The following is a 13956-nucleotide window of genomic DNA, read 5'->3' as shown; positions in this document are numbered from 1 at the left end:
GTCCGCACGTTCCTCCAGGTGCAGTGTTTCGCCGAGGTAAGTTCCTGTCCCCGGTCCGCACGGTGGACCCGGTTGGTTCTCGGGTGTAGGTACACACAGCTAGGTTTGCTCTCCACGACCCGCAACTGCGGCACAGATCACAAACAAAGGTGTGAGTAGATGGCCTCGCTGTCAAAGTTTGGAAGGACTGCTCTTGTTTCGGCTGCGCTGCTGCTGACCGTTGCAACCGGCGCATGCAGCCGCCCGGCGACGCAAAGCACAGCTGATTCTGCCGGAAGTGGACCACTGCGTATCGCAGTCGGAATCGATGCTTCCTACGCTCCGTTCTTCGTAGCGGATCAGGAAGGCATGTTCGACGCTGCCGGTTTGGACGTCGAACTCGTCCAGTTCGGTCGTGGTGGCGAGGCCGTCGACGCACTCTCGACCGGGCAGGTCCAGATCGCCGGTAGCTCCGATACGACAACGATCGCCCAGTTGCGTCAGAATCCGTCGTTGCGCGCGATGTACTCGTACGAGGCGTCGGGTGACTACATCAAGGTCGTGCTGCGTAACGGTGTCGACTCACCGGCTGCGATCAAGAAGATGGGCATCGTCCCGGGTCTCAGCCAGATTTCGACGGACAAGTACCTCGCTGCCAATTCCATTGCCCCCGGTTCGGTCGAGATGATCTCGGCGACCCCGACGGACATGCCCGCACTGCTCAGTCGCGGCGACATCGACGGGTTTGTCCTGTGGGAGCCGTGGCCGGCCACCGCCCTGGATCAGGGAACCGGCCACGTGGTGGCAGTAACCGGAGACTACGGCTGGTTCTATCATCATTGGGCGATCACGACGGCTCCGTGGTTGTCGGCCAACGAAGAGACAGCGCGAACCGTCGCGAAGGTGCTCGACGAGGCAACGCGCAAGGTCGAGTCGGATCCGGGCGTGGCAGCGTCCGCGACCAAGGCGGCTGTGAACGTCAGCGAGGATCAGACTATTGCCGCGGTGGACGAGATCGACTTCGCCGTGGTGAATCTCGAAGCTGCGGATGTCGAGTCGGCTCAATCGATCGTAGATTTCTACAAGTCGATCGGTGTTCTCAGCGACCAGCCGGATCTCGAATCGGCAATGCTTCTGGATTGGTACAAGGATGGTGCACAGTGAGTATCGCAACAAGTGGTTCAACGACCAGCTCGACGAATAGCGCGGGGACAGCCGGCCCCGGCAAGAAGAACACCGGTGTTGCCATCGACGTGGTCGACCTCGGAATCAGCTTCGGCGCGGCGGAGATCGTCGCCGGAATCGACATGCACGTGCAGCCAGGTGAATTCGTCTGTCTGCTCGGTCCGAGTGGCTGCGGCAAGTCGACGCTGCTGTCGTCCATGGCCGGCTTCGTGGAACCCAGCGCCGGCGAGATCGTGTGCGACGGAGATGTCGTCGCCGGCAGTAACCGCCACGCCGGCATGGTGTTTCAGAGCTCCGAAGCGTTGTTCGAATGGATGACCGTGAGCCAGAACGTGGCCTACGGCCCCAGGATGCGTGGAGCGAACCGCAGCGAGCAGGCGAGTATCGCGGCCGAGTACCTCGCGATGGTCGGCTTGCCCCACGCGGGTGCGAAGTTCCCCTCGCAGCTGTCCGGCGGTATGCGGCAACGTGTTCAGATCGCACGAGTTCTTGCCAACCAGCCGTCGTTGGTTCTCATGGACGAGCCGTTCGGTGCGTTGGACGCTCAGACTCGTCAGGTTCTGCAGACCGAACTCGACCGTATCTGGCGGCACACCCGCTGCACCGTGGTATTCGTGACTCACGATATCGACGAGGCACTGACGTTGGCTGACCGTGTGATCGTGATGTCGGCCGGCCCGCGGGCCCGGATCAAGAGCGTCTACGAGGTCAATGCGGCTCGTCCGCGAGACCGCAACGATCCCGAGGTGATCGAGCTCTACGAGAAGCTGCGGGACGACATTCGGGCAGAAGTGGTTGCGTCGCTGCGGAACCAAGGCATTGAGGAGGACGAGCTGTGACGGCTGTAGTGACCGGTGGTTCAGCCGGTGTGAGAACAGCGAAGGTGGCGGAGACAAAAAAGCGTTCGTCGGCGCGGCGATCCAAGATTGTCAAAGCGACGCTGATGTATGCAGCCTCAGCGGCAATCGGTTTGGGCATCTGGTCGTTCCTGGCGTGGTGGTACGGGCCGACCACCATTGCATCACCGGCCGAAGTATGGTCGGCGGCACAGGAACTGTGGGAGAGCGGCGTTCTGTGGTCGTCGATCACCGCATCGGGTCAGCGAATTCTCATCGGCTGGTTCCTGGGTGTCGTGATCGGTGCTCCCGTCGGAATTCTGATGGGCCGCATTTCCATCGTGCGACAGCTCCTCGATCCGTACATCGAGTTCTTCCGGTTCATTCCGCCTATTGCGTTTGTCACTCTCGCCGTCGTCTGGTTCGGCATCGGTGAGACGTCGAAGGTTGTTCTGATCTTCTACACCTCGGTATTCATCGTCACGGTCAGCACGATTGCCGCGACTGTAGCGATCAGCGAGAACAAACTGCAGGCAGCGGCAAATCTTGGTGCCAACAAACTTCAGATCATGAAGACGGTGGTCTTGCCGTCGTCGATCCCCGGCATCGTCACGGGCGCTCGCCTGGCGATGGGCAACAGCTTCCTCACCATCGTGTCGGCGGAGATCGTCGCCGCCGACCAGGGTATCGGTTCGATGATCTGGCAGGCTCGAAACTACGGCCGGATCGACTGGACGTTCGTCGGCATCATCGTCCTGGGCATCATGGGCTTCATCTTCGACCGGATTCTCCGCATTCTGTCCTCGCGGTACCTCGCACGTTACGGCGTCAAATAGTCAGGAGCGCAGCATGAATCACCCGCTGAGCATTGCCGAGCAGGCCGGAATTCCGGGACCGCCCGAGTTCACCGATATCGAGAGTGAGCGGCGTCGTCGCAAGACCGCTGTCATCGGCGGGTATCGGATTTTGTCGAAATTCGGTTTGGACGAGGGAATCTCGGGACATATCACCGCCCGAGACCCAGAAGATCCGGAGACTTTCTGGACTGCGCCGTTCGGGCGGCACTTCTCCCAGGTTCAGCCGGAGGAATTGTTGCATGTGGCGTCGGACGGCGCGGTCATTTCCGGAGACGGACCGCTCAACCGAGCAGCGTTTGTCATCCACAGCAAGGTTCACGAGGCTCGTCCCGACGTCATCGGAGCTGTTCACGCTCACGGTTTGAACGGTAAGGCGTTCTCCTCGCTGCACACCCGCCTAACGCCGATCACTCAGGACGCGTGCGCCTTTCACGAGGATCACTCGATCTACGAGGAGTATCACGGGGTGGCGCTGGACGAAGAGGAGGGGATTCGCATCGCGGATGCCCTCGGATCGAACAAGGCCGTGATCCTCACCAACCACGGTCATCTGACCGTCGGAACTTCCGTGGAGAGCGCAGTGTGGTGGTATGTGTCGATGGAGCGGTCGATGCAGGCGGAGTTGACGGCGCGAGCCGCCGGTGATCCGGTTGTCCTGCACGAGAAGATCGCGGCGCAGACCTACGAAGCAGTCGGCACCGAGAAGGTGGGGTGGTTTGCGTACTCGACCATCATCCAGAAGATCGCAGCAGACGAACCCGAGGTATTCGCGCACTGAATTCTTCGCGCACTGAATTCCTGCGAGCATTGGGCCCGTCGACCGAGAGGTCGGCGGGCCCTTTTCGTGCTGTCCCGCAACTGTTACCGAGGTCTGTTGAGCGGACCGGTTTCATTTGCGTGAGTCCGTCGGCGCAATACCGTATCGAGTGTGAACAAAACGTCTTCCACGGCGACCGACAACGAGATCGGCGTCGATATTCTGATCATTGGTGCCGGCCCCGCCGGGCTGTACGGCGCGTACTACGCAGGCTTCCGCGGCCTCTCGGTTGCCGTGATCGATGCCCTTGCGGAACCGGGGGGACAGGTCAGTGCGATGTACCCGGAGAAGGCGATCCTCGACATCGCGGGATTCCCTTCGGTCAAGGGACGCAACCTCATCGAGGGTTTGATGGCGCAGGCTGCCCCGTTCGATCCGGTGTACCTTCTGGGCATGCAGGCTCGTGAGCTGTCGCATGACGACGACGGCCGGGTGCGGATCACCACCAGCACGGGCCAGGTCGTGGTGGCCGGCGCGGTTGTCATCACCGGCGGCATCGGAACCTTCACCCCGCGTCCGTTGGCGAAGGGTTCGGAGTTCATGGATCGGGGGCTGAGTTACTTCGTCCCGGATTTGTCGGCGCACACCGGGAAAGACGTTGTCATCGTCGGTGGCGGCGACAGCGCGTTCGACTGGGCCGTTCACCTGGAACCGATTGCCAAGTCCGTCACCCTGGTTCACCGGCGAGATCGTTTCCGCGCGCACAAATCCACAGTCGCCAAGGTGCAGGAAAGCAGTGTCCAGGTTCTCGTCAACGCCGATGTCTCGGCGGTACGTGGAAACGGGTGGATCGGCGAGGTCGACATCACCCACAAACAAGACAAGAGCACGTCCACGCTGCCCGCTCAATCCGTCATCGCTGCATTGGGATTCACGGCCGACCTCGGTCCGATGATGGAGTGGGGAATCGAGATCGACAATCGCCACATCGCGGTGAACACACGGATGGAGACGAATGTTCCGCGTGTGTATGCCGCCGGGGACATCACGGACTATCCCGGCAAGGTCCGCTTGATCGCCGTCGGTTTCGGCGAGGCCGCGACTGCGGTGAACAACGCTGCGGCAGTGCTGGATCCGGAAGCAGAAATCTTCCCTGGACACTCCACCGAACAGGAGAGCTAGGCAATGGCATTTGTCATCGGTGAAGCATGCATCGACTACACGGACCGATCGTGCATGGAAGAATGCCCCGTGGATTGCATCTACGAGGGTGATCGCAAGCTCTACATCAACCCGAACGAATGCATCGATTGCGGCGCTTGCGAATTGGCCTGCCCGGTGGAGGCGATCACCGTCGACCGGAAAGCAGACCCGGATTTCAAGGAAGACAACAAGCGCTTCTTCCTCGAGGTCTTGCCTACCCGTAGCGAGCCCGTCGGAAATCCGGGTGGTTCGGCAAAGATCGACATCGTCGGCGTCGATACCCCGATGGTTGCGGCGTTCTGATGGCTGGCGGCCTGCAACTCGGATACGTTGATTCGTCTTTCGGGCAATTGCATTACGCGCAGCAAGGTTCGGGTGAGGCGATTCTCCTGCTTCATCAGGCGCCCCGGTCGTGGGACGAGTTCCGCGAGTTCATTCCACTCCTTGCCGACGACTTCCGCGTTGTCGCGATGGACATGCCGGGGTACGGCAACAGTGCTCCGGTGCCCGGCCCGCAGACCATCGAGACCTATGCGCGAGGCGCGTGGGAATTGCTCGACACCCTGGGCGTCGATCGAGTCACGGTCATCGGTCACCACACCGGTGCGGCAGTGGCGCTCGAGATGGCGGCATCACGCCCCGAGAGGGTGCACGCTGCCGTGCTCTCGTCGTGCCCGTGGACCGACCGCAACTACCGCGAGGGGCACTCGGGACCCGGTGGGATCGACTGCGTCGACCGGGCCGCAGACGGTAGCCATCTCACCAGGCTGTGGGAGATGCGTCGCCCCTACTACCCCGAACCAGGCACCGCACTGCTCGACAGGTTCATCCGAGACGCGCTTGCCTACCGGGTAGATCCGGCGGAGGGGCACAAAGCCTGCGCCCGCTACGTCATGGAGGCGAGAGTCGGTTCGGTGACTGCGCCGGTTTTGCTGATCGGCGCGCAGAAGGATCCCTTCTCGATGCCTAACATTGCGCCGTTGCGTGCACACCTGACGGGTGCGGCAGTGGTGGAAACGGAGATCGTCGAATCGGGGACCGTCGCACTCGTCGAGGAGCACGCTCCGCAGATTGCATCCGCCGTCCGCATGTTTCTGGAGAATTACGCAGGTAGGCGCCCCGTGTAAACTCTGCGGGACGGGTTCACTGAGCGGACCGTGTGGCGTGCGTCTCATCGTGTCGTCACCATAGTGTCAGTCTCGAAGCACCTGCACCTAACGAGGACCCCGACCGATCTCGGTCGTTGTGGCACTCGGTCTCGGCAGGCTGTCACAGATCGTTCAGGAGGACACTCATGGCCGCTCCACAACAATCCGTCGGGTTCGGATCCGTACTACCCATCGCGTCGGAAACGACCGCTGCATCGCAGCCTGCAGGTGAACTGTCCTCGGTCCTGGGCAAGGCTCGAATGATCTTGGACGCTTTCGACACCGACCACAGTGACCTGTCTCTGACGGAGCTCACCCGGCGCAGTGGGGTCGCGAAAGCGACGGTTCACCGGTTGGCCGGCGAGCTGGTCGAGTGGGGATTGCTCGAGCGCGCGGGTACCAAGTACCGGCTCGGCCTGCGATTGTTCGAGCTGGGCCAATTGGTGCCGCGTCAGCGGATTCTGCGCGACGCGGCGCTGCCGTACATGGAGGACCTACTGCTGGCGACGCAGGAGACGGTTCACTTTGCGGTTCGTGACGGCATCGACGTCCTCTACATCGAGAAGATCATCGGACACCGCGGGCTCAATCAGCAGTCGCGGGTGGCCGGTCGGCTCCCGCTGTATTGCACCGCCACCGGCAAGATCATCCTTGCCTTCTCCCCGCAATCGGTCTTCGACGAGGTAGTCGAGCAGGGTTTCACCGCCTTGACCAGTCGAACGACGATGTCCGTCAGCGTGCTGCGCCAGCAAACCGAGCGGATGCGTAAGGAACAACTCGCGGTGGAGGTCGAGGAGACACGGCTCGGGTACATGAGCGTCGCAGTGCCGGTGTTCAGCGGCCCGCGCACTCTGGCCGGCGCGTTGTCTGTGACAGCGCCGACGGCTCGCCTCAACGTCAGCCGCATCACCGGGGCCCTGCGCACTGCCGGCGCCGGAATCACCCGAAAACTTCATGCCATGAAGTGCACACATTCGCCGAGCGACCCGCTGGCTCTGCGCACGATCTGCAGTCCGGTGATGTGTTCGTTCAACGGTTGCGGCAAGTAGCGAGGCGCGGTCTATCGCCGGGCGCGGAACACGCTCTTCTCGCAGTCCCAGGTGTGTGGGCCGACGCCCCTCTCACGTAGCACTGCTTTCTGTACCTTGCCGGTTTCGGTGAGTGGCAACGTGTCCACGACGTCGATGTACCGGGGAAGTGCAAAGTACGGCAGCTGTTGCTGGGAGAACTCCAGAATCGAAATGGGGTCGAAAGATACTCCGGGGCGCAGTATTACAGTTGCCATGACGTCGTCCTCGGCCAGATCCGACGGTACCGGGAAGACGGCAACCTGACCGACCGACGGATGCAACGCCAGAACGGTTTCCACTTCGGCCCCGGAAATATTTTCACCGCGGCGCCGAATCACGTCTTTGATGCGATCGACAAATCGGAACCAGCCGTCTGCTTCCCGAATCACCCTGTCACCGGTCTGTATCCAACTCTCCGTCGCCGGAATCTCCTCGCCCAGATAGCCCAGTGAACAGGCGCCGGGGATCGTGCTGCGGACCACCAGTTCGCCGGGCTCCCCGTCTGCGGCCGCAGTACCGTCGTTGACGACTGCGGCGTCGTAGCCACTCATCACCCGCCCCATGTACCCGGCCCGCCGATCTCCCGGAAGTGTGCCGATCACGAGATTGGTTTCGGTACTTCCGAATCCGTCCACGAGTTCTACACCGAATCTCTGGGCAAACGGTTCGATCAGATGAGCCGGCGTTGCGGGGGCAAGTGCCACGTGGACGCTGTGCTGTCGGTCTTGCGGCGATGGGTCCGCGTTCATCAACATGGCCACCATCGCACCCAGCAGGTAGTCGACAGTTGCGCCGATCTCGCGAACTTCGCGCCAATGATTGCGGACCGAAAAGCGTTGTCCCAGGAAAAAAGTAGACCCGGCCCAAAGGGACTGAACAAAGGCATTGAGAGCATTGGTGTGAAACAGCGGCAGGCAGTTGTACAGCACATCGTCCCCGGTGAGCCCGAGTGAGGCGCCGACGCCTTTGCCCCACTGCAGGAACTGCGCGTGCGGGCATCGGACGCCTCGGGGCAGACCGGTGGTGCCGGAGGTGAAGAGTATCGCGGCCAGGTCGAGCGGATCGAGGGTCTCGGGCTCACAGCCCGGATGCGAACCGGCAGTGGGGACGCACTGTTCACCCATGACCCACACGGTGCCGTCGAATCCGGCTACAGCGCCTGAGTATTCGGGTGAAACCAGGATCCGTTGTACACCAGCCTGTTCGAGTGCGCTGGCAACACTGTCGGCTCGGAGGGCCGTATTGAGTGGGACGACAACCGCACCGATCCACGCGCATCCGAGAACAAGGTCTGCCAGTTCGATCCTGTTGCCGGACAGTGCCGCCACGCGCTCCCCACGGCCGACACCGTGATTACGGAGATCCGCCCCCATCGACGCTGCACGATCCCGCAATTCGCGGTAGGTGACCGTGATCCCGTCGACGACGAGCGCCGGGTGCTCCGGACGCTCCAAAGCTCGCCTCCGGATCAAATCCGGAAGCGAGCGCGGAATGGCATGTGCGTCGTGGTGCATGGGTAATTGTATCCCTCAGGGTACGACGACGGCCCGGCCGGCAACCTTGCCCTCACCCATCAACTGCAGTGCTGTTGCGATGTCATCCAGCGGAAACTCCTGCACTGCAACGGAAATCTTGCCTTCGATGAGCAGCCGGATCATTTCAGGTGCCAGTTCGGCTTGCCGGGCAGTCTTGCGAATCATGTTGACGGGCAGGATCCGGACATCGCTGAGCAACCAGTTCGGTAAGTCCAGGGTGAGGCTCTTACCCAAGGTATATCCGATCAGGGCAGCCCGGCCACCGGGGACAACACTCGCCAGAAGGTGCGGCAAGCCGTCGCCGCCAAGCGTGTCGATCACGGCGTCGACGGAAGGCTCGGATCCCACCACTCCGGCAAGTTCGTCGCCTTGCCCGACGACGGGACGCACACCCTCCGGAAGCAAGGCAGCCTGATCTTCGCGCGGTACAACACCGATTACCTCGGACGCTCCGGCAAGCAGAGCGAACTGTGCTGCCATCGATCCGACAGCGCCGGATGCTCCGGCGACAACAACTCGTTCGCCGGGAGCGACGGCTGCAATGTCGTTGACGGCAACATAGCCGGTTGTGCTGGGCAGGAAGAAGGTTGCGGCGACGGCCGGCGACAGTGCGGGATCAAAGGGTGTGAACGCCTTGTCTGCCGCTACCAGATACTCAGCCCAGCAACCGTTCTTGAACAGGCCGACTCCGCCGCCTCGGACCAGAAGGCGGGTGCCAGGCTCATAGGTGTCGGATTCGATTACCGTCGCCGCTCCGTCTGTTCCACCGATATGTGGCAGGTTCGGCTTGACTCCGAAGTTTCCGCTCGCGACGGTGATGTCGAGATGGCCGAGCGCGGCAGCGTCGATGCGCACGAGCGTCTGACCGGATTCACGTGTGGGAATGTCGATGTCGTCGATGACCGGTGAAGTGCCGAACTGATGGAGTCGGGCCGCGCGCATTGTGTCTCCTAGTAGCGATCTGTGAATGGATGTACTGAATATGAGTGCGGTCAGGACAGGATCGACTGGTCGCGAAGTCCGGCGATCAGTTCGTCGCTGTATCCGAGCACCGACTCGAGGACGTCGTCGGTGTCCGCGCCCAGCACCGGCGCAGCGCGTCGGATCGAGCCGGGTTCGGAGTTCCGGCGAACGGGGATGCCTTCGTGGAGGAATGTTCCGGCGAGGGGATGTTCCTGTGCCGAATAGAAACTGCGTGCCCGAAGATGTGGATCGCTCTCGACCAGGTCGCGTCCGTCCTGGACGGTGCCGGCCGCGATACCCGCCGATTGCAAGCGTTCCATGACGGTTTCGGGTGACAGAGTCCTGGTCCAGTCGGCGATGGCGTCGTCGATACGTTCGTGATCGGCTTGGCGGCTTTCTGCACTCGCGAAGTCAGGATTGCCGATCCATTTCTCTGCTTCGATGATGCGGCACAATGCATTCCATTCCGTGGTATCGCGAATGGCAATCGAGCACCACCGGTCGCTGCCGAGGCACGGGTACACGCCGTGTGGTGCCAGTTCGTGATGGCTGTTGCCGATCGGATCGGGGGACTGTGACCGGGCGGCTCGGAGAACGCTGGTACCCATGTGCGCTGCCATGGCTTCGAGTTGTGACAGGTCTACGTGCTGTCCCCGGCCGGTCCGGTCGCGGTAGTCGAGGGCTGCCAGCATCGCGACGCCGGCTTGCAGTCCGGCGACGATGTCGCCATGGCCGTAGATGACTCCGACAACGTCATCGGCGTTCCAGCCGGTCAGTGCGGTCAAACCGGTACTTGCCGAAACGATGTCGGCATACGACACCCAGTCCTTGCGAGGACCGGTGTGACCCATCCCGGACATCGACACGTAGATGATGTCCGGGTTGAGCTCCCGGAGTTGTTCGTAGCCGAGCCCCATCTTGTCCATGACCGACGAGCTGAAATTCTCGACCACGACGTCGGAGTTCCTGATCAGGTCGCGCAGTACCGAAAGGCCCTCTGCGGATCGGGTATCGAGTGTGATGCTGCGCTTGTTGCGGTTGACGTCGTTGAAGTACCCGCTGGTGTTCGGATTGTCGTGCGGTCCTCGCGAGAGATGCATGAACGGTGCAAAGCGAGTCGGGTCCGGGCGTCCGATCGATTCGACCTTGATGACATCGGCACCGTGGTCGGCAAGGATTCTGGTGCCGTACGGGCCCGCCAACACCCACGTGAGATCCAGGACGCGGACACCTTCGAGGCTGGGCGTGCTGCCACCGCTGAACTCGTGGGTTTCGTTCACTGCCACAGGCGAGGTGGCCTTCAAGAGTTCCTGATGCTGGCCCAACCGGGCAGCCTCGAGCGTTCCGATGCGCCGGCCTTCGGGGAAAGCGAAGCCGAACCCGAGATCGCGGTAGGTACCGTGATCTCCGGTCACGTCGGTGAAGAAGTCCCGGTCGTTGAGTTGCGGGTTACGCAGCAGTTCTTCGGGCCGGTCGACCGCTGCCCACGGCAACTTGCGTGACTGCGCGCTGACCGCGAATTCTTCCTTCGGCCACTTCGCGATGAAGGCGGACAGAACGTCGAAAATGTGTTCCTGATGCGTCTTTCGGTAGACCGCGTCGGACCACTCCGGTTGATCGAGATCGTCCTGAGCATCGTTGTCGATCAGCCAGGCCAACATGCCGTCCCACATGCGGGGGCTACCGCCGAGGCCGCCACCGACATAACCGTCGGCGGCCTGGAACAGTCCGTGCGGAACGAGCGGATGTACCCGGCCCGGACGCGGTGGTACGCGGTCCTCGTGAATGTAGGCAAGAGTGCCCGCTTCCAGCGCGGCGGCAACACATTCCTGAGCGCTGATCTCCAGCAACGGGTTGTGGCCCTTGGATCGCGAACGCAGTCCGAGAAGCACGCCGATTGCGGCATTGATTCCGGCGAGCTGCTCAGCCTGGAGTTCGGGGAGCAGCAGTGGAGGGTGCTCGGGATCGCCGACCTGGGCCATCATCCCGCCGAGTGCCGCGACGGTCAGATTTGTTGCCTTCCAGTCACTTCGCGGTCCGGTTGTGCCGAAGGGTGTCACTCGTACGTGAACGAGAGATCCTCGGTTGTCGCGTAGAGCGCCGGTCGCGCTGCCGTCGAGCAGGACGTCGGCACTGCGCAGCAGTGCTTCGAAAGCGAGGCGATCGTTGCTGTCGTCGATATCGAGGACAACGGACTTCTTGCCCGCATGCCAATGCAAGTACGAATCACCCTGGGACTCGGTGCGACTGGGGTCACCGGTGGGTGGTTCTACCAGAATGACCTCGAAACCCAGCCCGACCAGGATGCGCCCGGCGAATCGCGCAAACGGACTGGAAATCTCTACGACCCGTACCGAAGGATGCACCACAACTACTCCGTTTCAATCGAAAGATATCGCCGAACCGACTGGAGTCGAACGTAGTTCTGCGGGCCGGTGGGCGACATGATTTCGGTCTGCCCACCGGACCCGTTCTCACTCTCCGCTCAGGCGGCGTTCTGCTCGAACCATCCCGAGAGGAGGACAGCGGACGGATCGATGTCCGCGGAGATCTTGCCCTGCTCGCGGAAGAATGCAACAAGTTCGTTTGCGCGCTCCACGTCGTCCTCGGTGAATCCGCGTCCACCGAAATCGATTTGGGTCACCCGGTCTGCGGCCTCGGCCGGGTCCATCTGGATAGACGCGGCAATTGCGGTTGCAGCCCGATCCGGATCCGAGTTCACGATTGCCGACGCTTCCGAGATCACCTTGAACACCTTGCCTGCGGTTTCTTCGTTCGCGGACAACCAGTTGTCCGAAGCGATGATCCATTGGGCGTACTTGGCGCCGAAGTCGCCGGTCGTGGCAACAACGCGCCCGCCGGTATTGACACTCTGCGTCACCCAGGGGTCGAAGGACAGGAAGCCGTCGATGTCACCGCGCGCCAGCAAAGCAGGCTGTTCGGGCGGGCTTGTGCTCACGAGTGTGACCGTCGTGGGGTCGATGCCGAGACTGGCCAGGTACTGGTTCGTGAAGTAGAGGCCGATGCCGGGGAAGACGCCCATGGTCTTGATCGACTTCGGCTCGACGCCATTCCTCAGTACAACCTGGAAGTATCGGTCGGATTCCTGAAATACGCCCAGCGCCCGCAGGCTCGGATTGGCGGCCATGACGGACAGTGCCGTCGAGTCGGCATTGCCGGAGAGTTCCGAAGTTCCGGCTACGACGTTCTGGGCGCCTGCTGCCCCGCCTTCGGTCTGGATGACCTGGACGTCGAGGCCGGCGGCCTCGAACATGCCCTCGTGGTCGGCGAGGAAAATCGGGGCGTACGACGGGTCTACACCTACCGCGATCCGTACCAGGCCACCACTTTCGGCGGAGTTGTCGGTAGCGGGGCGGGTGCATCCGCTGACGGCGATCGTCAGGGCGGCGAGAGAAGCGACTGCGCCCACCCATTTCTTCTGAAATTTGTTGAGCATGATGGCCTCTCGGTAAATGGGAGCTGTCAGCGTCCCGTGAAGGTGGGGGACCGCTTGTCGAGGAATGACTGAAGTCCCTCAGCAGCGTCGTCCGTCTTGATCAGGTCGAGCACTGCCTCGAATTCGAGATCCAGCGCTTGATCGAGCGGCAACGACATGCCCTCGTCGACAATGCGTTTGATCATTCCGATGGTGGCAGTGGGTTTCGTCGCGAGTTCGCGTGCGAGGTCAGCGCAATGCGCATCGAGGTCGGCGTCCGCAACGACGGTGTCGACCAGGCCGATATCGAGTGCATGCTCGGCGCTGAGGCGCTTGCCTTCGATCATGAGCACTTTGGCTCGGTGAGCCCCGATGAGGCGTGGAAGTCGCTGGCTGCCACCGGCACCCGGAAAAAGCCCAAGTCCGATCTCGGGGAAGCCGATGGTCGCCGACTGCGCCATGATGCGGAAGTCGCAGGCCAACGTCAGTTCTGCTCCGCCGCCGAGTGCGTGCCCGTTGATCTTCGCGACGACAGGTTTGGGAGCCGACTCGAGGATCCGCTGTACGTCGACCCACGGGCGCATCGCGCGCTGAGTTTCTTCCGTCAGCTCGCGCATCACGGTGATGTCCGCACCGGCGACGAAGAACCGTCCAGTGCCCGTCACGACAATGACGCGGACGGTCTGGTCCGACGCGAGTACCGGCAGTATCTCCAGAAGCTCGGCGATCATGCTGGGGTTGAATGCGTTGGCTGGAGGTTTGTCGATAGTCACGGTTGCAATCGAGTCTGTGACGTCGACGGTGACGAAGTTGTAGGTCTGGCCGGTCTGTCTCGTCAAGTGAGCTCCTGTCAGCGGGTTGGCGGGGTAAACCGGTCGAGCCGGGGGATGTGTAGTGGGAAGTATGGTGGGGACCCTCACGCGGCGGTACCGCTCGGGTTCGGTCAGTAGACCAATGTCGGATGCTGATCGCGTAGGAACTTTCTTC

General features: G+C 62.0%; 12 protein-coding genes and 1 pseudogene. 8 read left to right on the top strand and 5 right to left on the bottom strand.

The window, feature by feature from the left end:
- The first annotated feature begins 159 nt into the window (after nucleotides 1-159).
- The 8 genes and pseudogenes from M1L53_RS14600 to M1L53_RS14565 all read left to right on the top strand — a co-directional run bounded on the left by M1L53_RS14600 (nucleotide 160) and on the right by M1L53_RS14565 (nucleotide 7014).
- The gene (locus M1L53_RS14600; protein ID WP_007731624.1) at nucleotides 160-1143 is read left to right on the top strand and encodes an ABC transporter substrate-binding protein; all 984 of its coding nucleotides are present in this window, start codon (nucleotides 160-162) and stop codon (nucleotides 1141-1143) included.
- Complete coding sequence (locus M1L53_RS14595) at nucleotides 1140-2003, top strand: ABC transporter ATP-binding protein (protein ID WP_007731623.1); 864 nt, start codon at nucleotides 1140-1142, stop codon at nucleotides 2001-2003. Before M1L53_RS14600 ends, M1L53_RS14595 begins: the two co-directional genes overlap by 4 nt.
- Nucleotides 2000-2836 carry an ABC transporter permease gene (locus M1L53_RS14590; protein ID WP_019746502.1) on the top strand — a complete coding sequence of 279 codons (837 nt, stop codon included), beginning with the start codon at nucleotides 2000-2002 and terminating at the stop codon, nucleotides 2834-2836. Before M1L53_RS14595 ends, M1L53_RS14590 begins: the two co-directional genes overlap by 4 nt.
- A gap of 10 nt (nucleotides 2837-2846) precedes the next feature.
- Nucleotides 2847-3635 (top strand): annotated as a pseudogene (locus M1L53_RS14585) (class II aldolase/adducin family protein); the annotation flags it as partial.
- Nucleotides 3636-3785: 150 nt separating this feature from the next.
- Nucleotides 3786-4796: an NAD(P)/FAD-dependent oxidoreductase gene (locus tag M1L53_RS14580; protein WP_050655582.1), complete on the top strand. Its 1011-nt coding sequence runs from the start codon at nucleotides 3786-3788 to the stop codon at nucleotides 4794-4796.
- Nucleotides 4797-4799: 3 nt separating this feature from the next.
- Nucleotides 4800-5120: a DUF362 domain-containing protein gene (locus tag M1L53_RS14575; protein ID WP_007731605.1), complete on the top strand. Its 321-nt coding sequence runs from the start codon at nucleotides 4800-4802 to the stop codon at nucleotides 5118-5120.
- Nucleotides 5120-5944, top strand: a complete 825-nt coding sequence (locus M1L53_RS14570; protein ID WP_007731603.1) for an alpha/beta fold hydrolase — start codon at nucleotides 5120-5122, stop codon at nucleotides 5942-5944. Before M1L53_RS14575 ends, M1L53_RS14570 begins: the two co-directional genes overlap by 1 nt.
- Nucleotides 5945-6111: 167 nt before the next feature.
- Nucleotides 6112-7014: an IclR family transcriptional regulator gene (locus M1L53_RS14565; protein ID WP_007731601.1), complete on the top strand. Its 903-nt coding sequence runs from the start codon at nucleotides 6112-6114 to the stop codon at nucleotides 7012-7014.
- Nucleotides 7015-7025: 11 nt separating this feature from the next.
- Here the strand turns inward: M1L53_RS14565 and M1L53_RS14560 are convergent, their stop codons facing one another.
- The 5 genes from M1L53_RS14560 to M1L53_RS14540 form a co-directional block, all read right to left on the bottom strand.
- Nucleotides 7026-8549 (bottom strand): AMP-binding protein, encoded by a 1524-nt coding sequence (locus M1L53_RS14560; RefSeq protein ID WP_007731600.1) that lies wholly within the window; start codon nucleotides 8547-8549, stop codon nucleotides 7026-7028.
- 15 nt (nucleotides 8550-8564) lie between these two features.
- The gene (locus M1L53_RS14555) at nucleotides 8565-9512 is read right to left on the bottom strand and encodes a zinc-binding alcohol dehydrogenase family protein (RefSeq protein WP_007731598.1); all 948 of its coding nucleotides are present in this window, start codon (nucleotides 9510-9512) and stop codon (nucleotides 8565-8567) included.
- 50 nt (nucleotides 9513-9562) lie between these two features.
- Nucleotides 9563-11899: a CoA transferase gene (locus M1L53_RS14550; protein WP_231782845.1), complete on the bottom strand. Its 2337-nt coding sequence runs from the start codon at nucleotides 11897-11899 to the stop codon at nucleotides 9563-9565.
- 119 nt (nucleotides 11900-12018) lie between these two features.
- Complete coding sequence (locus M1L53_RS14545) at nucleotides 12019-12990, bottom strand: ABC transporter substrate-binding protein (protein WP_007731596.1); 972 nt, start codon at nucleotides 12988-12990, stop codon at nucleotides 12019-12021.
- Nucleotides 12991-13016: 26 nt separating this feature from the next.
- Complete coding sequence (locus tag M1L53_RS14540) at nucleotides 13017-13808, bottom strand: enoyl-CoA hydratase/isomerase family protein (protein ID WP_020723626.1); 792 nt, start codon at nucleotides 13806-13808, stop codon at nucleotides 13017-13019.
- Between the last annotated feature and the right edge of the window lie 148 nt (nucleotides 13809-13956).

The sequence above is a fragment of the Rhodococcus sp. T9N genome, from assembly GCF_024436645.1.
Lineage (GTDB): Bacteria > Actinomycetota > Actinomycetes > Mycobacteriales > Mycobacteriaceae > Rhodococcus_F > Rhodococcus_F qingshengii.
The sequence above is the reverse complement of the archived record's forward strand: the minus strand, read 5'-3'. Positions and strand labels throughout refer to the sequence as shown.